Source organism: Rhodanobacter sp. B04, assembly GCF_002001125.1.
Lineage (GTDB): Bacteria > Pseudomonadota > Gammaproteobacteria > Xanthomonadales > Rhodanobacteraceae > Rhodanobacter.
In genome coordinates this window covers 397104-421877 of record NZ_MUNV01000005.1, presented here as the reverse complement: position 1 = coordinate 421877, position 24774 = coordinate 397104, and the positions used below count along the sequence as shown (strand labels likewise).

Here is a 24774-nt window from a genome sequence, read left to right as displayed (position 1 = left end):
CATCGTGACGAAGCAAGTGAGCGTGCTCGATTTTTTGCCGGTGGCTGAGCATGCCGCCATCCATGCTGGTACCAGTAATTACGACTGCACCGCCGGCATCCAGAAGGCAATCGACACGGGGGATCGTGTGTATGTACCGCCTGGGGTATATCTCACCAAGCAGCTGAACCTGAAATCCGGCATCGAATTCTATGGTGCGGGTCCATCCAGCGAACTGAGGGTGTATGACGCGACGACCGCATGCCAATTTCTGCTGGCTACCCATGTACGTGATGGGGGTACCGAAAACACTGCAGACAATCTGCGCAATATCCATATCCATGGGCTCAAACTCAATGGGCGTGTGGCGGAATTGGGCTATTCGCCATTCTTTTTTCTACTGGCTGTTAACGCCACGTCAGACATGAAGGTAGAGCAGGTCACGTTCTATGGCTTCCGTGGTGATGGCATGTACGTTGGTTCCGGGACACTGAACACGACCAAACGATTCAACCAGCGCATCCTGGTGCGCGATTGCTTGTTCGACGGTGCAGTCAAGAACAATCGCAACGGTTTGTCGGTTATCGACTGTGACGGCCTGATCGTCGACAGCTGCATATTTCAAAATATTGGCAACTCCAAGCTGTCGGCATCAGTCGGTGGCATCGACTTCGAGCCTGATCACAACTGGAGTATCTATCGCGACGTCAGCGTCAGAGACTGCAAGTTCCGCAACATCGACTCCACCAACACAGCGGGCATCACATTCCACAATGCCTATCAAGTCGGGCAAAACATGCACGACTGGGAGGTGATTGGTTGCCAGTTCGACAACTGTTACTGGGGTATCGCATCCTCGGCAAAACCGAAGAATGTCGGTGATGTCGAAGACAATCTTACGATCAGTCACTGCCACTTCCTGAATTCTGTCCGCACAGATGTAGCGGTGAATGGTCTCAATGGCACGCGAATCATGGCGTGCATCTTCGAACGGTTACCGCCCGGAGCCGGGAAAGGTGGTGATGCGATCCGCCTAGGCACGTCCACCTCCGCTCGCAGCAGCAGCGCTCTCAATGCGGTCATCACTGGCAACATGTTCAGCGGCATTCACCCACAACTCGGTGTGATCGGCGTAATCGGTGTAAATGGGCTGGTGTGCGCCGGAAACAGTTTCACCGACATTGTGGGTACCTGCATCAGCTTCCCGACAGAGGATATGGCCAATACTGCAGGACATATTGAGTCGGTAATCATTTCGGGAAATGTGGTGCAACATAGTGCGCGCCTGGTTGCTGGTCGGCCTATAAATACGGTTTTTCTGGCCGTGAGCAAGAGTGTGAATGGAGGTGCCAGCAGCGTTGTTCTCGACGAATCTTGCTTTGAGTACAATAACCAGCTGGGTAGCGGCGTACGTCCGGTCGCTAGCGGTGAAACGGTCCAGTTCCGTGGACGAGTCACTCCCTGAAATGCGATGACGCTTATGTCGAGTGCGGAAGTTTAGGCGAGGCCACGAAGCTTGTAGATCCACAGGCCAAGGTATTCATGCAAAATATGCGAGCAACGCCACAGCTCCGCACGCTGTGGTCGCCATCGATGGTTATCTCGAAAGGGACTATTTAGCTGAGAGCTAAACGCTGGCGCGGGTACTACGTCCATTCCCTGTTTACGGAAGCTGGCGACTGCTCGCGGCATGTGTAGAGCCGAGGTCACCAGCAGAATGCGCTGTATGCCTTGGTGTCTGAGTATGGCTGCCGAGTAAAGCGCGTTTTCATAGGTGGTTTTACTGCGATCCTCGATCAATAGCGCCGTGGATGGGACACCTTGCTGCTCAAGCATGCGAGCCATGTCCTGTGCGCCGCCATGACCTGCTGAAAGCAGAACGAGTGGTGCGCGCTGCGCCTTGAAGAGCAGATAGCCGAAGCCGGCACGAGTGGCTGCCGTAATGTTCGTATCGTCGTTCCAATCGCTGTTTTCATGTGGCGGTATATCACCACCGAGTACGACGATAGCGCCCTCGTTAGGGTAGGCTGAGGCCGGCTTGATGGCGTATTGGTCTTCGAGGCCGCGCTGCAAGTGATCGACAAATACTGGCATGGCGCAGAAGGTGACCCATAGAGCTCCAAGAGTTACGATGCCCAAGCCGATGCGACGGTGACGCGTCAGTACGAAGATCAACCCGATAAGGCATATAACCACTGCATGCGTAATCGGGTGGCTGTATCCGTAAAAGAAGGGCGGGAAGTACATATCGTGTGATTAACCGGAGCGCTGAAACTTGGTGGCTCGAAGATAGTTCACACTATAGTTTCTGTATACATAGAAATATCTGCGCTTAGTCAGTGCTAATTTCCTCTTGGCATGGGAGCGGTATGCAGCTCTTGATGGCGCTGATATGGGCAATTTCGATGCATTTGTAGGCATAATCATGCATGCCGCACATCCAGTGGGGCTGTTATTTAGCTAATGACTACTGACGAGATGGAGCTTGATCAGCCCCTATCTGATGGCCTTGCCATAGGTTCGAAAGCTATTAATCGGCAGGACGCGCTGCTTTAATCATTGCAACTTTGTTCGTAATGCGGTCGTCATTGGCTGCATTAATCCGAGTCGAGGCGCTGATTGGTTGTGCATTCTGACGAACCCAGATTCGTGTAACAGTCATTATGTAGACGCCGCCAAAGATGCAAAATATCGCCAGATTGGAGCCAGCTCCGGCACCGAGTGAGCGAGCTACGCTACCCACGAAAGCAATGGAAGCGGCTAGCGCAACGAGAGCAATTAGCGTTGCACGTGAACTTAGGCCAGCGCGAAGCAGGATGTGGTGAATGTGCCCGCGATCCGGCTTAAATGGCGACTTCCCTTGGCGTAACCGGCGGTACATCACAGCAAAGGTATCAAGTACAGGCAAAGCCACGCACCACAGGACATTGACTGGCGACAGACGTGTTCCTGGCTCTTGGCTCATGTGGATCAAGGCCCAAGCCAATAGATAGCCAACGAACATGCTGCCAGCATCACCCATAAAAATTTTGCGGCCCATAAAGCCTAGATTCGCAGCTAGATATGGAATTACTGCAGCGGCCAATAGCGTCATGAGTGCCATGCCGCTGTGCAATGGAAGTGGTCCCGCAAACATGACGATCGCAGCGATGCTTACCAGCGCCAGACTGCCAGCGAGGCCATCGATGCCATCCATCATGTTGAAGGCGTTCAGCAGACCGATCACGGCGACGACGGTCAACGGTATGCCCAACCAGCCGAGCTCCAGCTCGTAACCGTAGATGTGCCCCAAGGTGTGGACATACACGCCCGTGCTGGCGATGACGGCCAGGATCGCAATGGTCTGAACCAGCAAGCGAACCCGTACGCTCAGGTCGAATCGATCATCCAATGCACCAAGCAAGGCAAGTACGGCCGCAGTGCTCAGCAGGGTGTTCAGAAACGTATGGAACCGGCCATAGCAGAGCGCACCAGCGAGCACACCCATGAAAATGGCCAAGCCGCCAACCAATGGGACGCTGCCTACGTGATGTTTGCGCTCGTTCGGATGATCGACCAGGCCCAGGGGGATGGCTAATCGGCGCAGAACCGCTATCGCCAATGCTGAGGTGCATGCGGCGACCAGGCAAGCAAGCAGCATCCGTGTGTCCTGCATAGGAGGTCTTAGTGTCCTAATTGAATCATGTCAAAAAGAATGCTTCCGGAATTCCGAAGACGGTTTTTGGCGCGTGTCGCAATAGGTCAGGGCAACGAGATGTGCTGGTGGTCGAATTTCGCCGTTTGTTCCGGAATCACTGCCATGAACAGCATGCGTGTCGCAGCAGCATGCCGATCGTGCCCCTCAGTGATGGTTCGTGTTTAGCGATATCAGTAGATGCGAAGCCCGATTTTATCATGCAGGAGCAGGCGATATCTGCAGTACCTTGCAAGCGTTCAGCCAGTGGCTGTGTAGGTGAATGGAGTGTCAAGGTTGATAGTCGAATTGAGCTCGCATGTGTTCTTGCGGTCTTTGCTTATGCATCTCGCTGCGTATTGAGTATGTGATGTCGAGATGATCATTCGTTACGCACGTGCCTGGATCGATCTTTCAATTCGCTCCGATCGAGGGACATGCTCTCTGCTTTTAGTGCATGAGCCATGTCGCTATTTCTTGCGAATGGCGTTGGCTCTGAATAAAAAAACGGGCCGTTTGAGTCGGCCCGTTCTTGTCAGCACATCACAGCAATGTTACCGGCTTACTTCAGTCCGGCATCCTTGCGCAGCGCTTCGGCGCGATCGGTCTTTTCCCACGAGAACGCGGTGAAGGTGTTGCCGCTGGCATCCTTCATCTCGTACGGGGTACGGCCGAAGTGACCGTAGCTGGCGGTCTGCTGGTACATCGGATGGACCAGGTCGAGCATCTTGAGGATGCCATAAGGGCGCAGGTCGAAATGCTTGCGGATCAGCTTCTCGATCTTCTCGTCGCTGATCTTGCCGGTGCCGAACGTGGTCACCGAGATCGAGGTCGGATGCGCCACGCCGATCGCGTAGCTCACCTGCACTTCGCAGCGGTCGGCAATGCCGGCGGCCACGATGTTCTTGGCCACGTAACGCGCGGCGTAGGCGGCCGAGCGGTCGACCTTGGACGGATCCTTGCCCGAGAACGCACCGCCACCGTGACGGGCCCAGCCGCCGTAGGTGTCGACGATGATCTTGCGGCCGGTCAGGCCGCAGTCGCCCACCGGGCCACCGATGACGAACTTGCCGGTCGGATTGATGTGGAACTTGGTGCCCTTGTGCAGCAGCTTGGCCGGCAGCACGGGCTTGAGGATGTGCTCGCGCACGGCCTCGATCAGGTCCTTCTGCTTCACGCTCGGATCGTGCTGGGTCGACAGCACCACGGCGTCGATCGCGGTCGCCACGCCATTCTCGTAGCGCAGGGTGACTTGGCTCTTGGCATCCGGGCGCAGCCATGGCAGCGGCGAGTTCTTCTTCTTGCGGACCTTGGCCTGCTGCTCGACCAGGCGGTGCGAGTAGTAGATCGCCGCCGGCATCATGTCCTTCGTCTCGTTCGTCGCATAGCCGAACATAAGGCCCTGGTCGCCGGCACCCTGGTCTTCCGGGTTCTTGCGGTCCACGCCCTGGTTGATGTCCGGCGACTGCTTGCCGATCAGGTTCAGCACGCCGCAGGTCTCGCCGTCGAAACCGACTTCGCTGGAGTTGTAGCCGATGTCGACGATGACCTTGCGGGTCAGCGCCTCCAGATCGATCCAGGCACTCGTGGTGACCTCGCCGGCGACGATCGCCACGCCGGTCTTGACCATGGTTTCGCAAGCGACGCGGGCGCGCGGGTCCTGCGCGAGGATCGCGTCGAGCACGGCGTCGGAGATCTGGTCGGCGACTTTGTCCGGATGGCCTTCGGAGACCGATTCGGAGGTGAACAGGTAGTTGGACATCGCGGTATATATCCTTTCGTGCGGATAGAGAGATAAAGAAGCCCGACATGATACATCGACGCTCCCGGTTTTGCAGCCCGGGCTGATTTTGGTGGCTGCGGGGTTAGGCGCATGTTCAGTCGCCCTTGGCGCTCCCTCCCCTGTGCGCAGGGGAGGGCCGGGGAAGGGTGCTTTTGATCTCTGTCGCAAGGCCGGGTAACCCCCTCCCAGCCTCCCCCTGCGAGCAGGGGGAGGAGCCTATGAGCAGGAGGAGGGTTAAAAGTCGCATACCAGCAGTTTGAGTTCGCTTCGCAACTGCTGCGCGGCACCAACCATGTGGCGCAGTGCCAGCTCCACCTCGGGCCAGCCTCGGGTCTTCAGCCCGCAATCGGGATTGATCCAGAGCTGGTCCGGTTGCAGCACGTCGAGCGCCTTGTGCAGCAGGTCGAGCATTTCCGCCGGTTCGGGCACGCGCGGTGAGTGGATGTCGTACACGCCCGGGCCGATGCCGTTGGGGTAGCGAAAGCGCACGAACGCGTCGAGCAGTTCCATCCGCGAGCGGCTGGTCTCGATCGAGATCACATCGGCATCCATCGCGGCCACCGCATCGATGATGTCGTTGAACTCCGAGTAGCACATATGCGTGTGGATCTGCGTCGCGTCGCGCACGCCGCCGGCGGTGATGCGGAAGCATTCCATGGCCCATGCCAGATACGCAGGCCACTCGCTGCGGCGCAGTGGCAGGCCTTCGCGCAGCGCCGGCTCGTCGATCTGGATCACATGGATACCGGCGGCTTCCAGGTCATGCACTTCGTCGCGCAAGGCCAGCGCGATCTGCCGGCAGACAGTCTCGCGCGGCAGATCGTCGCGCACGAACGACCATTGCAACATCGTCACCGGGCCGGTCAGCATGCCCTTCATCGGCTTTTCGGTCAGCGATTGCGCGTAGCTCGACCAATGCACGGTCATCGGTGCGCGACGGGCGATATCGCCATAGATCACCGGTGGCTTCACGCAGCGCGAACCGTAGCTCTGCACCCAACCAAGCTTGGTGAACAGATAGCCATCCAGTTGTTCGCCGAAGTACTCGACCATGTCGTTGCGTTCGGGTTCGCCGTGCACCAGGACGTCCAGACCGATGTGTTCCTGGAAACGCACTACACGTTCGACTTCGGCTTCCAGCAGGGCGTTGTAGGCGGCATCGTCCAGCCTGCCGGCACGATGGGCGGCACGCGCCTTGCGCAACTCGTCGGTTTGCGGGAAGGAGCCGATCGTGGTGGTCGGCAGCGGCGGCAATGCCAAGGTCTCGGACTGTGTCAGCTGGCGTATGGGATAGCCGGAGCGACGCAAGGTCGCCTGCGGGTTGAGTGCGCGCAGGCGGCTGCGAACCCCGGTATCGATGACGCCAGGTGCATGTGCCTGTGCAGTCAACAGGGCCTGCTGCGCCGCCAGTGCGGCGTCGGCTTCCGGCAGGCCGGCGAGCGCATCGGCATACACGCGCAGCTCCTCGATTTTCTGCCGGGCGAACGCCATGGGGGCAAGGCGCGCTGGATCGAGTGTGGTTTCCGCCGCGAGATCGATCGGCACGTGCAGCAACGAGCAGGATGGTGCGAGCCACAGGCGTTCACTGCCGATGCGCGCCCGAGCCTTGTGCAACAGCGGCAGCACGCGCTCGGGCTGGCTGCGCCAGATGTTGCGCCCATCGACCACGCCGACACTGAGGATATGGCTGGGCGGCAGCGCGTCCAGCACACTGTCGAGCTGTTCCGGCGCACGCACCAGATCGATGTGCAGCCCATCCACCGGCAGCGCAGTTGCCAGCTTCAGGTTGTCGCCCAAGGCGCCGAAGTAACTCGCCAGCAGCAGTCGTGGTGTGCGCGCCCTGGCCAGTGCAGCGTAGGCACGCCGATAAGCGGCGTGGTCATCGTCATCCTGATCGAGCGCAAGACAGGGCTCGTCAAGTTGCACCCAGTCGGCACCGGCGTCCGCCAGTTGTTCGAGCAGCTCGACGTAGACGGGCAGCAGATTGTCCAGCAACGCCAGGCGGTCGCTGCCGTCGACAGCCTTGGAGAGCAGCAGGAACGAAACCGGGCCGAGCAGTATGGGGCGTGCCCGATGACCTTGTGCCTGCGCTTCGCGGAATTCAGCGAGTGGCTTGTCGCCGCTGAGCGCAAAACGTTGACCAGCCTCCAGTTCGGGCACCAGGTAGTGGTAGTTGGTGTCGAACCATTTGGTCATTTCCAGCGCATGCAGGTCATGGCCGTCGCGCTTGTGGCCGCGGGCCATCGCGAAATAGCCGTCCAGGGGGTTTTTGGCGAACAGCGGCCGATAGCGCGACGGAATGGCGTCAAACAGCACGGCTGTGTCGAGTACATGGTCATACAGGCTGAAGTCATTGCACGGCACGACATCGGCACCGGCGTCCGCGGCCAGCTGCCAATGCCGATGACGCAACATGCTGGCGGTGTCGGACAGCGCCTCTGCACTGATTTCACCGCGCCAGTGTGATTCAAGCGAGCGCTTGAGTTCACGCTTGAGGCCGATGCGCGGAAAGCCTGAATAGGTAACGAGTGACATTGGATTTCCTCTTGCAATGGGCAAAGAGGAACGAAGGATGACCAGCATGATCGCTGTGCCTTTGACCTTCGCCCCCGCGGGCGAGCCGGCACTGCCGCGGGATGAGCGAAGCCAGCGCATCATCCGCATATGACGGAGGGCGCACGGGCTCCGGTGTTCCCCCGCGGAAACGCCAGGTCGGACAGAAGCGCGCATGCACGCTTCCGGCTGAGGCAGGTATTCGGGCTCGTGGACGTACGGCTCAGCCTACTGTCCGTCGCTTCCCGGACGCATCGCGTCCAGTGCATGTAACGGAGGTCGTTTCCACATACCGCTGCGGGGCAGCGCCGGATTCACACCGGCTTCCCTTGAGTCATCTCTTTATTCGCATGAAGAGATAGTTACCATCAGCGTGGCAAAAATTAGCCGTATGGACGTCCGAAGTCAAACCATGCATCGGGTGATGCAGGAACGACAGGCTGGCTTGCCGCCAATCGACCAATCGTTTTCGTCGAATCGACCGGGGCCAGACACGGGGATCGTGGTTCAGGCTGCCAAGCGTTCGCCGGCAGCGAGTGCAGCGAAATACTCGCGGGTCAGGCGCAACTGCGTATCGGCCGATTCGGCGCGATTGACCACCTGCCGGAATGCGGCATTCTCCGGCCGATCCTTGGCGTACCAGCCCAGGTGCTTGCGCGCGATGCGCACGCCCTGCAATTCACCGTAGAACGCGTAGAGCTGTTCGAGATGGCCGAGCAGGATCGTGGCGACTTCGGCCGGCTCGGGCTCGGGCAGCAGTTGGCCGGTGGCCAGGTAGTGCGCGATCTCGCGGAAGATCCACGGCCGACCCTGTGCGCCGCGACCAATCATCAGCGCATCGGCGCCGGTGATGTCGAGCACGTGGTGCGCCTGCTGCGGCGTACTGACATCACCGTTCGCGAGCACCGGGATGCGCACGGCTGCCTTCACCGCCGTGATGGTGTCGTACTCGGCTTCGCCTTCGTATTTGTCGGCGCGGGTGCGGCCATGCACGGCCAGCGCGGCGATGCCGTTGTCCTCGGCAACGTGCGCGATGTTCAGTGCGTTCTTGTTCTGCCGGTCCCAACCGGTGCGGATCTTCAGCGTTACCGGTACCTCGACGGCATCGACCACGGCCTTGACGATGCGCGCCACCAGCGGTTCGTCCTGCAGCAGGGCCGATCCCGACCATACGTTACAGACCTTCTTCGCGGGGCAGCCCATGTTGATGTCGATGATCTGCGCGCCGTTGGCGACGTTGAATCGGGCCGCCTCGGCCAGCATCGCCGGATCGTAGCCGGCGATCTGCACGCTGACCGGTTCGGGTTCGCCGACGTGGTCCATCCGCTGCAACGATTTGCGCGTATGCCACAGGCGTGGATCGGCGTTGGTCATCTCCGACACGGCCAGCCCCGCGCCCAGCCGCTTGCACAGCAGGCGGAACGGCTTGTCGGTGACGCCCGCCATCGGGGCGAGCACCACGGGCGGGTCGATGAGGTAGGGGCCGATGCGCATCCGCACATTGTAGCCGGCCGGGCCGTTGCAGGCCCGGCGGTGTCAATGCGTCGGCAGGGCCTGCAGCGTCTGCGCCCGGTGCTTGTGCCGGAACAGCGGCACGAACAGGAAGGCCATGACCAGCGAATAGCCGGCGAAGGCCAGCCAGATGCCGTGCCAGTCCTTGCAGATGGCGACGGTGTCGTTGCAGGCATGGTCGATGAAGAAGCGGTCGATCATCCAGCCCGCGATCAGGCTGCCCAGCACCGCGCCGACGCCGTTGGTCATCAGCATGAACAGGCCCTGTGCGCTGGCGCGGATCTTCGGGTCGGCCTGGCTCTCCACGAACAGCGAGCCGGAGATGTTGAAGAAGTCGAACGCCATGCCGTAGACGATGCAGGAGAGCACGATCATCCACAGGCCGTCGGCCGGGTTGCCGAAGCCGAACAGGCCGAAGCGCAGCACCCAGGCCAGCATGCTCATCGTCATCACCGCCTTGATGCCGAAGCGCTTGAGGAAGAATGGGATGGTGAGGATGAACGCGGTTTCGGAGAACTGCGAGATGGAGATGATGATGGTGGAGTACTTCACCGTCAGCAGGTTGGCGTAGGCCGGCACCTTGACGAAGTCGCTGAGGAAGGCGTCGCCGTAGGCGTTGGTGAGCTGCAGCGCCGCGCCGAGCAGCATGGCGAAGATGAAGAACACCGCCATGTTGCGGTTCTTGAACAGCACGAACGAGGTGAGGCCGAGCCGATCCATCACGCTGCGGCTGTACGCGGCATCGAGCTTGGGCGGGCACTTGGGCAGGGTGAAGGCATACAGGCCCAGCAGCAGCGAAGCGCCCGCGGCCACGTGGAACTGCGCGGCGGAGGCCTTGAAGCCCAGCAGGCTGGTGGTCCAGGTGGCGGCGATGAAACCGACGGTGCCCCACACGCGGATCGGCGGATAGGTGCTCACCACGTCCAGCCCATCCTGCTTCAGCGCGTTGTACGCCACCGCGATGGAGAGCGAGATGGTGGGCATGTAGAAGCACATGTACAGCAGCACCACCCAGAACATCTGCTGCGGATCGCCCGCGTGCGGGATCGCCAGCAGCACCGCTGCGCCCAGGATGTGGAACAGGCCGTACAGCCGTTCGGCGTTGACCCACTTGTCCGCCACGATGCCGGCCAGCGAAGGCATGAACAGCGAGGCGATGCCCATCGTCGAGAAGATCGCGCCGAAGCTGGTGCCCGACCAGTGCAAGGTCTGGAACCACCACGTACCGATGGTCAGCAGCCACGCCCCCCAGATGTAGAACTGCATGAAGTTCATCACGATCAGGCGAAGCTTCAGATTCACGGGCAAGTATCCGGCATGTATGTCCCCTGACGCAGCCGAGGGAACTGCCCCGTGGCCACCAGCCGGGGCAGGTTAGAGGAAGCCGCCGGGAACCGGCAAGGCGCGCTGCAGCGACCGTGGCGCGGAGCCGGCAAAAGCGGCAACCCGCGAAAATCGCTGGCCATCTCCATCGCGAGCCTCCCGAATTTGTAGGTGCATCCTGTGCGCTGCTGCGGGCGGCCTTTCAGGTTGCTGCATGCAGGACAGCAGCCACGCGTTCGCGCAGCGGCGGCAGCAAGTCGGCCTCGAACCATGGATTGCGCACCAGCCACAAGCGGTTGCGTGGACTGGGATGCGGCAGTGGCAGCCGGCCATGGGCGAGATGATGGCGCCAGCTTAGTACCGTGTCGGTGAGGCGCGTGCCGCGCGCCACGCCGAGGATGCCGGCCTGCGCGTACTGGCCGATCAGCAGGGTCAGTCGAACCTGTTTCAATAGCGGCAACAGGCGTGGATGCCAGGTCGGCGCGCATTCGGGTCGCGGTGGCAGGTCGCCGCCACGGCCGGTGCCGGGGAAGCAGAAGCCCATCGGCACGATCGCGATGCGGCTGGCGTCGTAGAAGGTGTCGCGATCGATGTTCAACCATTCGCGCAGACGTTCGCCGCTGGCATCGTTGAACGGAATGCCGGTGTCGTGCACCTTGCGTCCCGGTGCCTGGCTGACGATCAGCAATCTCGCTGTGGCCGATGCCTGCAGCACGGGACGCGGGCCCAGCGGCAGGTGCGCCGTGCAGATCCGGCAGGCGCGGATGTCGGTCAGCAGCTTGTCGATGGCGTCAGGCATGGGATATCGCCGGAATGACGAGAACAAAAGCGTGGCCTCTTGCTGTTCACGGCAGCAACTTTCCGGGATTGAGGATGCCGTCCGGATCGAAGGCGCTCTTGATGTTGCGCATCAGTCCCAGTGTGTTCGCTGACAGCGCCAGCGGCATGAATTCGCGCTTGATCATGCCGATGCCGTGTTCGCCCGAGAGCGTGCCTTCCAGCCGGATCACCAGTGCGAACACGTCGGCGAGGCAGGCGTGTGCACGCGTGCGTTCGGCTGCGTCGCGCGGCAACAGGTTCACATGCAGGTTGCCGTTGCCGGCGTGGCCGAAGGTGACGATCGGCACGTCGTGCTGCGCCGAAAGCCGCTTGATGCCGTCGACCAGTTCGGGCAGGTGGCTGACCGGCACCACCACGTCCTCGTTGATCTTGTTCGGCGAGATCGTGCGCTGCGCCGGCGACAGCGCCTTGCGCGCCGACCACAGCGCGCGGGTTTCCTCGGCGGTTTCCGCCAGGCGCAGCTCTTCCAGGCCATCGCCACGCGCCGCACGCGAGACGGCTTGCACGGCGGAAGGCAGGGTTTCCGGCTCGCCATCGACCTCGATCATCAGCATCGCGCCGGCCAGCGGCACGCTGTCGCCGCCATGCGCATGCGCCAGCTTCAGTGCGACGTCGTCGATGAACTCCAGCGCACATGGCGTCACCGGCTGCGCCATGATCCGCGCCACCGCCCGCGCGGCACTGCCGACATCGCGATAGGTTGCGCGCAGCGTGCGCACCGCGGACGGTTTTGGCGTGAGTTTCAAGGTGGCCTCGGTGATCAGCGCCAGCGTACCTTCCGAGCCGATCAGCAAGCGGGTCAGGTCGTAGCCGGTGGCGCCCTTGCTGGTATACGTGCCGCAGCGGAAACCTTCGCCGTTGCCGGCCACCGCGCGCAGGCCCAGCGTGTTCTCGCGCGGGCTGCCGTATTTCACCGTGCGCGGGCCGGCCGAGTTGCAGGCGAGATTGCCGCCGATGCTGCACCAGGGGGCGGAGGAGGGATCGGGTGGCCAGAAGAACCCGTGCGGCGCCAACGCCTGTTGCAGGTCGCCGTTCAACACGCCGGGTTCGACCACGGCGAGGCGGTTGTCCGGATCGATGCGCAGGATCCGGTTCATCCGTTCGAAACTGACCACCACGCCGCCGTCCACCGGCACCGTGGCGCCGGTGGTATTGCTGCCGCGTCCCCGTGCGATCACCGGCACCTTGTACGAGCGGCATGCCTGCACCAGTGCTTCGACCTGGGCATGTTCGGTGGGGAAGGCCACGGCATCGGGCAATGCGTGCTGGCGCGAGTTGTCGTACGAATAGGCGATCCGTTCGGCCTCGCCGTCGGCGAGCGCATCGGCGGGGAAAATTTCGCGCAGGCGGGCGAGCAGTTCGGTGGAGAGCGGCATGCGTGAAGCGTAATCCACTCGCGGGAATTTCGGCGTGCAAGGGTTTCGCTGCCGTCACGGCTATGCGCAGGGAGTGCCCAAGGGGGATCTCGAAAAACCCGGCTTTTGCTCGTCATCCCTGCGAAAGCAGGGATCCAGTGCCTTCAGATTTAGTCGCTTGAAGTCGCTGGATTCCTGCTTTCACAGGAATGACGATAGTTTTTCGAGATCCCCCTTGGGCGCTCCAGCGGATTCGGCGGCAGGCCGTTGGCTCAACCGGCCTCGAATGCGCCACGCAGCCAGTCGCGACGGATGGCATCGACTGGGCCGTCGTAGCTGACCACGTCGAAGCGGCAGGCGCGTTGCGCATGCTGCGGATGGGCGGCCAGCCAGTGCTGCGCGGCGAGGATCAGCCTGGCCTGCTTGCTGGCGGTGACCGAGCTGGCCGCATCGCCGTGGCCGGCGCTGCGGCGGTAACGCACTTCGACGAAGACCACGGTATCGCCTTCGCGCATCACCAGATCCAGTTCGCCGTGGCGGGTGCTGTAGTTGCGTGCCAGCAAGGTCAAGCCGGCACGCTCGAGTTCGCTACAGGCGCGCGCCTCGAAGGAGTCGCCGGCGGCGCGCATCAGCCCGGCATGGGCGCGCCGGCACCGGTCGACGACGGGCTTGCCGGTGCGCTGTCCGTGGGCGGTGCGCCGGAGGGCACGTCGTCCATCTGCAGGCTGCCGGTCAGGGGTCGTGCCAGGCCATCCTGGAACTTGGCCCAGATCAGCACGCGGCGGATGCGGCCAAACTGGTCGGCGGTCAGCTGGCCGCTGGCGCCGGGCATGTAACTGCCCGGATGGGTGCGCAGCCAGTCGAGGTACGGCACCAGGCTCCATGCATCCATGCCGAACGCAAACAGCCGTGCGGCGCTGCCGCGGGCGGCCGGCAACTGGGCCGCGATGTCGTCATGGTTGGGCAGGCCCGGCTGCGCATTGAACAGCCATGGCGAGTCGCAGAACTCCACGCCGTCGAGGTCGCGGTTTGCGGTGGCATCGTCGCTGCCGTCATAGACGTGCGAGGTGGCGAATATCGGCAGATGGATGTTGGCGATCAGCAGCTGCGGCACCAGCATGCGCGCCTGGTTCGGCCGCATGCTGATGAAGATGCCCATGTCGCTGCCGGCGCCGCTGGCGGCGTCTGTCGGTGTTGCCGCGGTGTCGCCGCCGCTTGCGCTGCTGGAGCTGCTGGCCGGGGTCGGGCTGGCGTGCGGGATATTCAGCCCGCTGACCGCGTCGGTGAAGCTGGTCAGGGTCAGCATGCTGTCGAGCTGGCCGCCGCGGGCAGCGAACTCGGCCTTGAAGGCACTGGCCGCGCGCTGGGCGAAATCGTCGTTGGAGACCAGCACATAGGCATGATGCAGGCCACGTTCGATCATGTGGTCGGCGGCCTGGGCGCCCTCGGTCTCCGGCAGCAGGCCGAACTCGCTGGTGTCGCCGGTGGGCAGCTGGCGATCGTCCGGGTGGTTGAGTGCGAGCAGCGGCACCGGCAGATGCGCCTGCCCGAACACGGCGGAGACTTCGCCGCGGGTCAGCGGGCCGACCACCAGGTTGGCGCCGTCGCTGACGGCCTGCTGGTACGCTTTGACGGCGCCGTCGGCAGTGCCGTGGCTGTCATACACGCGCACGACCGGACGAGGCGCGTGGTTGTGGCCGGCATCGAGATAGGCGGCGAAGAAGCCTTCGCGGATCGGCGTGCTGGCTGCGGCGTAATTGCCGTCGCTGGGCAGCAGCAGGGCCAGTTGCGCGGGCGCCTTGTAGCCTTCGCGCACGTTTGCGTTGGCGCCAGGCAGCAGGGTGCCGACCGGCTGCTGCAGATCCGGTTGCGGACGTGCCACGGCCACGCCCCGACGGGTCAGTGCCTCGTTCGCCCACGACAGCATGCGGTCGCCCGGCTTCATTGCGGCGGCACGCTGCTTGAGCGAATCGAGATCCACCTTGCCGAGCAGATCGAGGATCTGCCGCCGGTTCTGGGTGTGGTCGAAGCCGCTCAGCTGGTCATCCATCTGCACGCGGGTGCGTGCGGCACCCCAGTTGTCGCCATTGGCCTGCATCGCGCGGGCGCGCAACTCCAGCAGGCGCAATTGCATGGCGGCCGGTACGCTGACATTGGCCTGGGTGGTGAGCTGCAGCGCGGTCTGCGCATCGTGCCGGCTCAGCGCCAGTTCGGCGCGCAACAGGTCCAGGCGCAACGGCTCGTCGCCGCTCAGGCGCTGGCGCTTGATGCTGTCCAGGGTCGCCGCGGCGCGTTCGATCTGGCCTTCCTCGCGCCAGGCTTCGGCAGCGAGCAGGCGGTAACTGTCGGCGTGACCCGGCGCTTGCGTGGCCAGCGTGAGATACGCCTGCGCGGCCTGGTCGAACTGTCCTTGCTGTGCCATCGCGGCGGCACTTTGTGCGGCGGCGATTTCCGCCGGCGAGCGCGGCACGTTGGTCGGCACGCAGGCGACCAGCGCGAGCGAAAACGCCAGTCCGATCGCAGCGGTGCGCGAGAGGCGCATGAAGCGCATGGGAGATCCCTTGGTCGTCATGGTCATCAATGCGCGATCATAGCCGATCGTCTTGCCGGCCCGCGGCGCAGGAGTTTTCAAATGTCATCCGTTCAACCAGGCTGCCTGTGGGTGGTCGCCACCCCGATCGGTCACCGCGACGACCTGTCCACGCGCGCGATCGAAACCTTGCGGGCGGTGGCGGTGATCGCCGCCGAGGATACCCGCCACAGCCGCCCGTTGCTGGTGCATCACAATGTCGACACGCCGCTGATCGCCCTGCACGAGCACAACGAGCGCGATGCGGTGGAGGCGATCGTGCGGCGGCTGCAGGGTGGCGATTCGGTGGCGTTGATTTCCGATGCCGGCACGCCGTTGATCAGCGATCCGGGGTTTCGCCTGGTGCGCGCCGCGCGCGCGGCCGGCATCCGTTGCATCCCGGTGCCGGGCGCCTGCGCGGCGATCGCAGCGTTGTCGGTGGCCGGGCTGCCCAGCGACCGTTTCGTGTTCGAGGGTTTCCTGCCGCCGAAGGCGGCAGCGCGGCGCAGTCGCCTGCAGGAATTGGCCGGCGATGCGCGCACGCTCATCTTCTATGAGTCGTCGCACCGCGTGGCCGAGAGTCTGGCCGACATGCGCGATGTCTTCGGTGCCGAGCGCGAAGCCGTGCTGGCGCGCGAACTGACCAAGATGTTCGAGACCGTGTTGGGCGAGCCGCTGGCAGAGCTGGCGGCGCGGGTTGCAGCCGATCCGGACCAGCAGCGCGGCGAATGCGTGATCCTGGTCGCCGGCCGCGGCGAGGAGGTCGATGCCAAGCTCGCCGAAGGTCAGCGCATTTTCGCGATCCTGCGCGAGGAACTGCCGCCGGCGAAGGCGGCGAAGCTGGCGGCAGCGATCACGGGTGCACCGCGCAAGGCTCTCTACGAGAGCGAGAAGTGAGGAGAGAGGAGTGAGAAGTGAGAAGTGAGAAGTGAGAAGTGAGAGAGGGCAAGCACGCATGCAGCGGCTTTTCTCTCACTTCTCACTCCTCTCTCCTCACTCCTGTATTCTTCTCCCCGGAGTCGGCCGGGCAGTCGCGTCGCACGCAAGTGCATCGAGGAAAGTCCGGGCTCCACAGGGCAGAGTGCCAGGTAACTCCTGGGCAGCGTGAGCTGACGGCCAGTGCAACAGAGAGCAGACCGCCGAACGGCATCTCCGGATGTGCGTGGTAAGGGTGAAAGGGTGCGGTAAGAGCGCACCGCGTACGGGGCCAACGTCGTACGGCACGGTAAACCCCACTCGGAGCAAGACCAAATAGGGGAACGATAACGCGGCCCGCGTTGTTCCCGGGTAGGTTGCTGGAGCCAGGCGGCGACGTCTGGCCGAGAGGAATGACTGTCGCGTCGCAAGACGTACAGAACCCGGCTTACAGGCCGACTCCACCTCTTTGCGAACGCTTCCGGCGCGGCATGTCCGCGCCGGAAGCGTGTGCGGTACCCGGTAATGAACGCCGGTTCATCCCGGATGCGCCTGAAACACCGAATCACGCTTGATTCGGTGCCATCGGGCACGGGGTCATGAAATAAAAAAACCCTTGCTTTCAAGCACCTTGCAAAGGTTCATGAGAAAACGCTGGAAATACCGTCACAACTTCGCCTTTCTCTTTGATTCACAAGCGAATTTCCCTTGACAGTCTCATGGGGCGAGATTATCGTGGGTTCCAGTGTGAAATCGTGGGTTTTAGTGGAGTCTAGATACTGTGTTCCAGGGCGAAACCGCCATCACCGTTGACGACAAAGGCCGCCTGGCCATCCCGACCGCATATCGCGACCTGGTCGCGGGCGAGTGCGGCAATCGTCTGGTGGTCACCTACAACCCGTTCGAGCCGGGCTGCCTGTGGCTGTTCCCGCATGCCGAGTGGGAGCAGGTGCGCGATCAGGTGAACGCACTGCCCAAGGTGAAGGCCGCCCATCGCGACATGCAGATGAAGCTGGTCGGCGCCGCCGCGGTGGTCGAGCCCGATGGCGCGGCGCGGGTGCTGTTGCCGGCCAGCCAGCGTGCGGCGGCGGGCATCGAGAAGAAGGCGGTGCTGCTGGGCATGGGCAACAAGTTCGAGCTTTGGAGTGAGCAGGCCCACCTGGCCAAGATCCGCCAGAGCATCGGCGAAGACGACATCACAGACGAAATGGCAGTTCTGCGCCTGTAACCGGCAACGGTGGGCGCAGTGGATCGGTATGGACGGGGCGGGAGTGCGGCATGGCCGAGCAGTTGCGGCACATCCCGGTGATGCTGGGTGAAGCGGTGGAGGGTCTGTCCGTGCAGTCTGACGGGCGTTATCTCGATGGTACGTTCGGACGCGGTGGCCATGCCCGCGCCGTACTGTCGCGCCTCGGCCCCACCGGCCGGCTGTTGCTGATGGATCGTGACCCCACCGCGATTGCTGCCGCGCAGGCCGAATTTGCCGACGATGCGCGCGTGACGATCCGCCATGCGAATTTCTCCAGCCTGGCCGAGTGGGACGAAACCGCGGCCGGTCTGGATGGCGTGCTGCTCGATCTGGGCGTGTCCTCGCCGCAGCTGGACGAGGCTGCACGCGGCTTCAGCTTCATGGCCGATGCGCCGCTGGACATGCGCATGGACACCACCCAGGGCGAAAGCGCCGCGGATTTCCTGGCGCATGCCGACGAGCGCGAAATCGCCGACGTGCTGTGGACCTACGGCGAGGAGCGCCACAGCCGGCGCATCGCCCGCGCCATCGTCGAGGATCGTGCCACCGCGCCATTCACCCGCACCGGCCAGCTGGCTGCGCTGATCGAGCGCGTGGCCGGTCGCCGCGAGCCGGGCAAGCATCCGGCCACGCGCAGCTTCCAGGCCTTGCGCATCCGCGTGAACGGCGAGCTGGACGCGTTGCAGCAGGGCCTGAACGCCGCGTTGGAACGGCTCAAGCCGGGCGGCCGGTTGTCGGTGATCAGCTTCCATTCGCTGGAAGACCGCGCGGTGAAGCTGTTCATCCGCGACCACTCCGGCCGCGTGCAGAACAGCCGGCGCGGGCCGCCGGTGCAGGCGACGCCGGCGCGTCTGGCGGCGGTGGGCAAGGCACAGTTTCCGTCGCAGGCGGAGATCGCGGTGAATCCGCGTTCGCGTTCGGCGGTGCTGCGTGTGGCGGAAAAGTTGCCCGGCCAGGGGTTGCTGCAGGGAGGGCGCGCATGAAGGCCATCGGCGCCGTGTTCATGTTCATCCTGCTCGTGGCCGTGCTGACCAGTGCGATCAGTGTGGTGTGGACGCGCCATGAGAGCCGCGTGCTGTTCGTCGACCTGACCATGCTGCAGAACCAGCGTGACGAGCTGAACATCGAATACGGCAAGCTCGAACTGGAGCAGGCCACGTATGCCGAACCGCGGCGCATCAACGACGAGGCGCGGCAGCGACTGGGCATGGTCGATCCGCGCCCGCAAGACATCCGGTTGCTGCACTGATGGGCTGGCGCGATCACAGCACGCCAGCCCGGCAAGGTCGTCGCCACGGCAGCGGTCCCAGCGCCCGCCGCCGCATGACGGTGGTGGTCGGCCTGCTCGGTTTGGCCTCGATCGGTCTGGTTGCGCGCGCGTTCGACCTGCAGGTGGTGCGCAAGCAGTTCTACCAGAGCCAGGGCGACGCGCGTTTCCTGCGCGAGATGAAGATCCCGGTGTCGCGCGGCACCATCTTCGACCGCAACGGCGAGCCGCTGGCGGTGTCGACGCCGGTGATGTCGATCTGGGCGAATCCGTCCGAGGTACTGGACAACGCCGACCGCATTCCGGCGCTGGCCAAGGCGCTGAACGACGACCCGGCCAACATCAAGCAGTATCTCGAGCAGCGCGCGGATCGCGAGTTCGTCTACCTGCGTCGCCAGATGTCGCCGACCGCGGCACAGGCCGTGCTCGACCTGGACATTCCCGGCATCAACGGCCAGCGCGAATTCAAGCGCTACTACCCGTCCGGCGAAGTGACCGCGCACGTGCTCGGCTTCACCAATATCGACGACCACGGCCAGGAAGGTCTGGAGCTGGCTTACGACGACTGGTTGTCCGGCAAGCCGGGCATCAAGCGGGTGATCCGGGACGGCAAGGGCCACATCGTCGAGGACCTGGAACAGGTGCGCGCGCCGCAGCCTGGGCGCGACCTCACCCTGAGCATCGACCGGCGCATCCAGTTCCTGGCCTACAGCGAACTGAAGAACACGCTGGACAAGTCGCAGGCCGATTCCGGCTCGATGGTGATCATCGACGTGAAAACCGGCGAAGTGCTGGCGATGGTCAACCTGCCGACCTACAACCCGAATGCGGTAGGCAGCACCTCGGCGTCGAATCGCCGCAATCGCGCGATGACCGACGTGCTCGAGCCAGGCTCCACGATCAAGCCGGTGCTGATGGCCGCGGCATTGTCCAGCGGCAAATTCACGCCGACCGGTCCGGCGATCGACACCACCGGCGGGCACTGGTATTTCCAGGGCCACGACATCCACGACACGCACAATTACGGACTGTTGACGCCGACCGGCGTGATCACCAAATCGAGCAATGTCGGCGCAGCGCATATCGCCATGCAGCTCGATACCGGGCTGATGTACGACACCTATCGCGCGTTCGGCTTTGGCAACAGCACCAACAGCGGGTTTCCCGGTGAAGCGTCCGGTTACCTCAAGATCGGACGCGACTGGCGGCCGCTGGAAAAGGCCATCCTGGGTTATGGCTATGGCCTCAACGTGACTGTGCTGCAGCTGGCCAATGCCTACGCGACGATTGCCGATGGCGGCGTCATGCATTCGCCGACCTTCGTCAAGGGCAACGACAGCGACCCCAAGGTGATCATCGAGCCGCAGGTTGCCCAGCAACTGGTGAGCATGCTGGAAACCACCACCCAGCCCGGCGGTACGGCGGCACCGTATGCCTGGATCGCCAATTACACCGTGGCCGGCAAGACGGGTACGGCGCACAAGGCGGTGGCGGGCGGCTACTCGAAGAACAACTACGGCGCAGCCTTCGCCGGCATGGTGCCGGCGACCAATCCACGGCTGGTGGCGGCCGTGGTGGTCGACAACCCCAAGAAGGGCAGCTACTACGGTGGCCTGGTCTCGGCTCCGGTGTTTGCGACGGTCATGGCGGGCGCGCTGCGTCTGCTCGATATCCCGCCGGACAACATCGGCCGCTGGTATGTCGGTGGCCCCTTGCAGGTGCAGAACGGGCTGACCGGGAACCAGCCGCCCGTCGCGCCGAACATCGAGGAAGCGCCGGTCGACGAGGCGACGCCATGAATACGGGCCACCTCGATCAGCTGCTGCTGGGGATTGCCGACGCGCAGATTGCCGCGACGCCGGGCGCCGGTCGCATCGTGGTGTCCGGGCTGGCGCTGGACTCGCGCCGGGTGCGGCGTGGCGACGCGTTTTTCGCGTTGCGCGGCAGCCAGGGCCATGGCATCGAGTTCGCCGCCAGTGCGGTGCAGCGCGGGGCCCAGGTGGTGCTGGCCGAGGCGCCTGCCGTCGAGGTGGAAGCACTGGATGTGCCGTTGCTGTGGATCGATGGCCTGCACGACCAGGTCAGCGAAATTGCCGCCCGCTTCCACGACCGCCCGACCGAGGCGATGCGTGTGGTCGGCATCACCGGCACCAATGGCAAGACCTCCTGCGTGCAGCTGCTGGCACAGGCGCTGACTTTCCTCGGTCGTCGCACCGCCAGCATCGGCACGCTGGGCGCGGGCGTGCATGGCCAGCTGCGCGAGGGCGAGCGCACCACGCCGGACGCGATCAGCGTGCAGGGCCTGCTGGCTGAGTTTCGCGAGGCCGGTGTCAGCCATGTGGCGATGGAAGTGTCGTCGCATGCGCTGGAACAGGGGCGCGTGGCCGCGGTCGATTTCGAGGTCGCGGCGTTCACCAATCTCACCCGCGACCATCTCGATTACCACGGCAGCATGGAAGCCTACGGTGCGGCCAAGGCCAAGCTGTTCGCGTGGCCGGGCCTGCAGAGTGCGGTGATCAACCTGGACGATGCGTTCGGTCGCGAACTGGCCACGCAACTGCCCGCCGGCGTGAAGCCCTTGCGCTTCAGCATGGCCGACGCGGCCGGGGCCGAGATCACCGCCAGCGCGGTTGCCACTTCGGCCGAAGGGCTGGCATTCCGGCTGCGCACGCCATGGGGCACACATGCGCTGAACAGCCATCTGCTGGGTCGCTTCAACGTGGCGAACCTGCTCATCGTGGTGGCCTGCCTCGGTGCGCTGGGCGAACCGTTCGAGCGCATCGTGGCGGCGGTCGAGCAACTGCAACCGGTCAACGGTCGCATGAGCCGGCTCGGTGGCCTGCATGGCCTGCCGCTGGTGGTGGTCGATTACGCGCACACGCCGGACGCGCTGGAGCAGGCCTTGAACGCGGTGCGCGCACATTGCAGCGGCCGGCTGATCTGCGTGTTCGGCTGCGGCGGCGAGCGTGACGCCGGCAAGCGTCCGCTGATGGGCGCGATCGCCGCGCGGCTGGCGGATATCGCCATCGTCACCGACGACAACCCCCGCGGCGAAGATGGCGACCTCATCGTGGCGCAGATCGTGGCCGGCATGCAGGCGCCACGCGCCATGACGGTCGAGCGCGACCGCGCGACGGCGATCGGCCAGGCGCTGCAGCTGGCGCAGTCCGGCGACGTGGTGCTGATTGCCGGCAAGGGCCATGAAACCTACCAGGAGGGCGCGGCCGGCAAGCGTCCGTTCGACGACCTGGCGGTGGCGCATGCCGCGCTGGAACGGATCAGCCGGGAGCCGCGCGCATGATGCCGCTGAGCGCCATTGCCGTGTGGACCCGCGGACAGCTTTTCGGCAGCGATGTCGAGGTCACCGGTGTCGCGATCGATACCCGCAAGCTCAAGCCGGGCGACCTGTTCGCGGCGTTCAAGGGTGAGCGCGTGGATGGGCATGATTACCTCGCCCAGGCGGCTGCGAACGGCGCGGTGGCGGCACTGGTCGAACGCAAGGTCGACAGCGAGTTGCCGCAGGTGCTGGTGGACAACGTGGAGCTGGCGCTGGGTGACCTGGCCAGCGCGGTGCGCGCGCAGCGCAGCGCACGGGTGATCGGCATCACCGGCTCCAACGGCAAGACCACGGTGAAGACGCTGACCGCGGCGATCCTGTCGCTGCATGGCCGCACCCATGTGAATGCCGGCAGCTACAACAACGAGATCGGCCTGCCGCTGACCCTGCTGGCGATGCCCGCGGACGCCGAATACGCGGTGCTGGAAATGGGCGCCGGCAAGCCGGGCGACATCGCGTACCTCGCTGCCATCGCAAGGCCCAATATCGGCCTCGTCAACATCATCGCGCCGGCGCATCTTGAGCGGATGGGCAGCGTGGAAGGTGTCGCCGAGACCAAGGGCGCGCTGTACCAGGCGCTGCCGGCCGACGGTGTGGCGATCATCAATGCGGACGATGCGTTCGCCAGTTTCTTCAGCGGCCTGGCCGGCACGCGCCGGGTGCTGCGCTTCGGTCTCGAGCACAAGGCGGATGTGGGTGCCGAGATCATCGAGCAGCGTGTGGACGGGTCGCGTTTCGTGTTGAGCACGCCGGTGGGCGATGCCGAGGTGGCGTTGCCGCTGTCGGGACGACACAACGTGGCCAACGCGCTGGCTGCCGCGTCGATCGCGCTGGCGCTGGATGTGCCGCTGGCGACGATCGCGGCCGGACTGGAACAGGCGAGCGCGGTCGCGGGACGGCTCAAGCGCGAGGCCATGCCGGCTGGCTGGACGCTGATCGATGACAGCTACAACGCCAACCCCAGTTCCATGGCGGCGGCGATCGACACGCTGGCATTGGCGCAGGGCGAGCGCTGGCTGGTGCTGGGCGACATGGCCGAGCTGGGCGCGGACGCGCGCGCGCTGCATGCGGAAGTCGGTGCCCGCGCCAGCAAACGTGGCATCGAGCGCCTGTTTGCGGTTGGTCCGCTGGGGGCCGCTGCCGTCGCGGCGTTCGGCATGCATGGCGAGCATTTCGATGACAAGGCGGCGCTGGTCGCTGCCTTGCGGTCGCGCCTGCATGGCGGCGTGACCTGTCTGGTCAAGGGCTCGCACTCGGCGGGTATGGAACAGGTGGTTGCCGCATTGCGAAACCCCGGGCAAGAGGAGGGCGCATCCGATGCTGCTTGAACTGGCGGACTGGATGGCACGGCATTTCACCGCGTTGCATCTGTTCCAGTACATCACCTTCCGCACGATCATGGCGGCGCTCACCGCGTTGGCGATGTCGCTGTTGTGCGGGCCGTGGCTGATCACCCGGCTGGCTGCGCTGAAGGCTGGTCAGGTGGTGCGCAGCGATGGTCCGCAGACGCATCTGGTCAAGGCCGGCACGCCGACCATGGGCGGCGTGATGATCCTGCTCTCGGTCAGCGTGGCCACCTTGCTGTGGGCCGATCTGCATAACCGCTATGTGTGGATCGTGCTGGCCGTGCTGATCAGTTTCGGTGTGATCGGTTTCTACGACGACTACAAGAAACTGGTGTTGAAGGATAGCCGCGGTCTGGCCAGTCGCTGGAAATATTTCTGGCAGTCGGTGTTCGGCCTCGGTGCGGCGCTGTTCCTTTATCACAGCGCGCCGGCAGCGGTTGCCGGCCTGCCGGTGGCGGAGACCGCGCTTTACGTACCGCTGTTCAAGCACGTGGTGCTGCCACTTGGCCTGCTGTTCGTGGTGGTGACCTACTTCATGATCGTCGGCTTCTCCAACGCGGTGAACCTCACCGACGGCCTGGATGGCCTGGCGATCATGCCGACGGTACTGGTGTCCGGCGCGCTCGGCGTGTTCGCGTACCTGGCCGGCAACAAGGTGTTTTCCGAATACCTCGGCATTCCCTCGATCCCCGGTGCCGGCGAGCTGGCGATCTTCTGCGGCGCGCTGGCCGGTTCGGGGCTGGGTTTCCTGTGGTTCAACACCTATCCGGCGCAGGTGTTCATGGGCGACGTCGGTGCGCTGGCGATGGGCGCGGCGCTCGGCTGCGTGGCGGTGATCGTGCGCCAGGAAATCGTGTTGCTGGTGATGGGCGGGGTGTTCGTGATGGAAACCGCCTCGGTGATGATCCAGGTCGCCAGCTTCAAGCTCACTGGCAAGCGCGTGTTCCGCATGGCGCCGATCCACCACCACTTCGAATTGAAGGGCTGGCCGGAGCCGCGGGTGATCGTGCGCTTCTGGATCATCAGCGTGGTGCTGGTGCTGGTCGGTCTCGCCACGTTGAAGGTGCGCTGAG

Annotated in this window: 19 protein-coding genes, 1 other RNA gene and 1 riboswitch; of the genes, 10 read left to right on the top strand and 10 right to left on the bottom strand. The window is 63.9% G+C overall.

Translation table 11 applies throughout. The features are described from left to right. Nucleotides 1-4: 4 nt before the first annotated feature. Nucleotides 5-1444 (top strand): glycoside hydrolase family 55 protein, encoded by a 1440-nt coding sequence (locus B0E46_RS01835; protein WP_254424551.1) that lies wholly within the window; start codon nucleotides 5-7, stop codon nucleotides 1442-1444. 32 nt (nucleotides 1445-1476) lie between these two features. Here the strand turns inward: B0E46_RS01835 and B0E46_RS01830 are convergent, their stop codons facing one another. The 10 genes from B0E46_RS01830 to B0E46_RS01785 form a co-directional block, all read right to left on the bottom strand. Further along, nucleotides 1477-2154, bottom strand: a complete 678-nt coding sequence (locus B0E46_RS01830) for a YdcF family protein (RefSeq protein WP_168171111.1) — start codon at nucleotides 2152-2154, stop codon at nucleotides 1477-1479. A 355-nt stretch (nucleotides 2155-2509) separates the two neighbouring features. After that, nucleotides 2510-3619: an undecaprenyl/decaprenyl-phosphate alpha-N-acetylglucosaminyl 1-phosphate transferase gene (locus tag B0E46_RS01825; RefSeq protein ID WP_254425002.1), complete on the bottom strand. Its 1110-nt coding sequence runs from the start codon at nucleotides 3617-3619 to the stop codon at nucleotides 2510-2512. A 595-nt stretch (nucleotides 3620-4214) separates the two neighbouring features. After that, nucleotides 4215-5414: a methionine adenosyltransferase gene (metK, locus tag B0E46_RS01820; protein ID WP_077445842.1), complete on the bottom strand. Its 1200-nt coding sequence runs from the start codon at nucleotides 5412-5414 to the stop codon at nucleotides 4215-4217. 255 nt (nucleotides 5415-5669) lie between these two features. Continuing rightward, nucleotides 5670-7970 carry a 5-methyltetrahydropteroyltriglutamate--homocysteine S-methyltransferase gene (gene metE / locus B0E46_RS01815; RefSeq protein ID WP_077553980.1) on the bottom strand — a complete coding sequence of 767 codons (2301 nt, stop codon included), beginning with the start codon at nucleotides 7968-7970 and terminating at the stop codon, nucleotides 5670-5672. 193 nt (nucleotides 7971-8163) lie between these two features. Then, nucleotides 8164-8373: riboswitch (cobalamin riboswitch) on the bottom strand. Between the two features lie 122 nt (nucleotides 8374-8495). Beyond that, complete coding sequence (gene dusB, locus B0E46_RS01810) at nucleotides 8496-9482, bottom strand: tRNA dihydrouridine synthase DusB (protein ID WP_077553979.1); 987 nt, start codon at nucleotides 9480-9482, stop codon at nucleotides 8496-8498. A 42-nt stretch (nucleotides 9483-9524) separates the two neighbouring features. Next, a complete protein-coding gene (locus tag B0E46_RS01805) occupies nucleotides 9525-10802 on the bottom strand; it encodes a nucleoside permease (RefSeq protein ID WP_077553978.1) in 1278 nt (425 codons plus the stop codon). Nucleotides 10803-11025: 223 nt separating this feature from the next. Next, a complete protein-coding gene (locus B0E46_RS01800; RefSeq protein WP_174567049.1) occupies nucleotides 11026-11622 on the bottom strand; it encodes a uracil-DNA glycosylase family protein in 597 nt (198 codons plus the stop codon). Between the two features lie 46 nt (nucleotides 11623-11668). Beyond that, the gene (locus B0E46_RS01795) at nucleotides 11669-13039 is read right to left on the bottom strand and encodes an FAD-linked oxidase C-terminal domain-containing protein (RefSeq protein WP_077553977.1); all 1371 of its coding nucleotides are present in this window, start codon (nucleotides 13037-13039) and stop codon (nucleotides 11669-11671) included. Nucleotides 13040-13290: 251 nt separating this feature from the next. Next, nucleotides 13291-13647, bottom strand: a complete 357-nt coding sequence (locus B0E46_RS01790) for a YraN family protein (RefSeq protein WP_077553976.1) — start codon at nucleotides 13645-13647, stop codon at nucleotides 13291-13293. Beyond that, nucleotides 13647-15569 carry a penicillin-binding protein activator gene (locus B0E46_RS01785; RefSeq protein WP_077553975.1) on the bottom strand — a complete coding sequence of 641 codons (1923 nt, stop codon included), beginning with the start codon at nucleotides 15567-15569 and terminating at the stop codon, nucleotides 13647-13649. The genes B0E46_RS01790 and B0E46_RS01785 overlap by 1 nt, the downstream gene beginning before the upstream one ends. Nucleotides 15570-15650: 81 nt before the next feature. Between B0E46_RS01785 and rsmI the strand changes: the two genes are divergently transcribed. The 9 genes from rsmI to mraY all read left to right on the top strand — a co-directional run bounded on the left by rsmI (nucleotide 15651) and on the right by mraY (nucleotide 24773). Then, nucleotides 15651-16484: a 16S rRNA (cytidine(1402)-2'-O)-methyltransferase gene (rsmI, locus tag B0E46_RS01780; protein ID WP_077553974.1), complete on the top strand. Its 834-nt coding sequence runs from the start codon at nucleotides 15651-15653 to the stop codon at nucleotides 16482-16484. Nucleotides 16485-16602: 118 nt separating this feature from the next. Then, nucleotides 16603-16969: RNase P RNA component class A (gene rnpB / locus B0E46_RS01775), an RNA gene on the top strand. Nucleotides 16970-17283: 314 nt separating this feature from the next. After that, nucleotides 17284-17730: a division/cell wall cluster transcriptional repressor MraZ gene (gene mraZ, locus B0E46_RS01770; RefSeq protein WP_077553973.1), complete on the top strand. Its 447-nt coding sequence runs from the start codon at nucleotides 17284-17286 to the stop codon at nucleotides 17728-17730. Nucleotides 17731-17780: 50 nt separating this feature from the next. Beyond that, the gene (rsmH, locus tag B0E46_RS01765) at nucleotides 17781-18734 is read left to right on the top strand and encodes a 16S rRNA (cytosine(1402)-N(4))-methyltransferase RsmH (protein ID WP_077553972.1); all 954 of its coding nucleotides are present in this window, start codon (nucleotides 17781-17783) and stop codon (nucleotides 18732-18734) included. Nucleotides 18735-18739: 5 nt separating this feature from the next. Then, the gene (gene ftsL, locus B0E46_RS01760; protein ID WP_174567053.1) at nucleotides 18740-19000 is read left to right on the top strand and encodes a cell division protein FtsL; all 261 of its coding nucleotides are present in this window, start codon (nucleotides 18740-18742) and stop codon (nucleotides 18998-19000) included. Further along, nucleotides 19000-20817: a penicillin-binding protein 2 gene (locus B0E46_RS01755; RefSeq protein WP_077553970.1), complete on the top strand. Its 1818-nt coding sequence runs from the start codon at nucleotides 19000-19002 to the stop codon at nucleotides 20815-20817. Before ftsL ends, B0E46_RS01755 begins: the two co-directional genes overlap by 1 nt. Then, on the top strand, nucleotides 20814-22319 hold the full coding sequence (locus tag B0E46_RS01750; RefSeq protein ID WP_077553969.1) for a UDP-N-acetylmuramoyl-L-alanyl-D-glutamate--2,6-diaminopimelate ligase: 1506 nt from the start codon (nucleotides 20814-20816) through the stop codon (nucleotides 22317-22319). The genes B0E46_RS01755 and B0E46_RS01750 overlap by 4 nt, the downstream gene beginning before the upstream one ends. Continuing rightward, complete coding sequence (gene murF, locus B0E46_RS01745; RefSeq protein ID WP_077553968.1) at nucleotides 22316-23683, top strand: UDP-N-acetylmuramoyl-tripeptide--D-alanyl-D-alanine ligase; 1368 nt, start codon at nucleotides 22316-22318, stop codon at nucleotides 23681-23683. The genes B0E46_RS01750 and murF overlap by 4 nt, the downstream gene beginning before the upstream one ends. Beyond that, nucleotides 23673-24773 (top strand): phospho-N-acetylmuramoyl-pentapeptide-transferase, encoded by a 1101-nt coding sequence (gene mraY, locus B0E46_RS01740; protein WP_077553967.1) that lies wholly within the window; start codon nucleotides 23673-23675, stop codon nucleotides 24771-24773. Before murF ends, mraY begins: the two co-directional genes overlap by 11 nt. Nucleotide 24774: the final 1 nt, after the last annotated feature.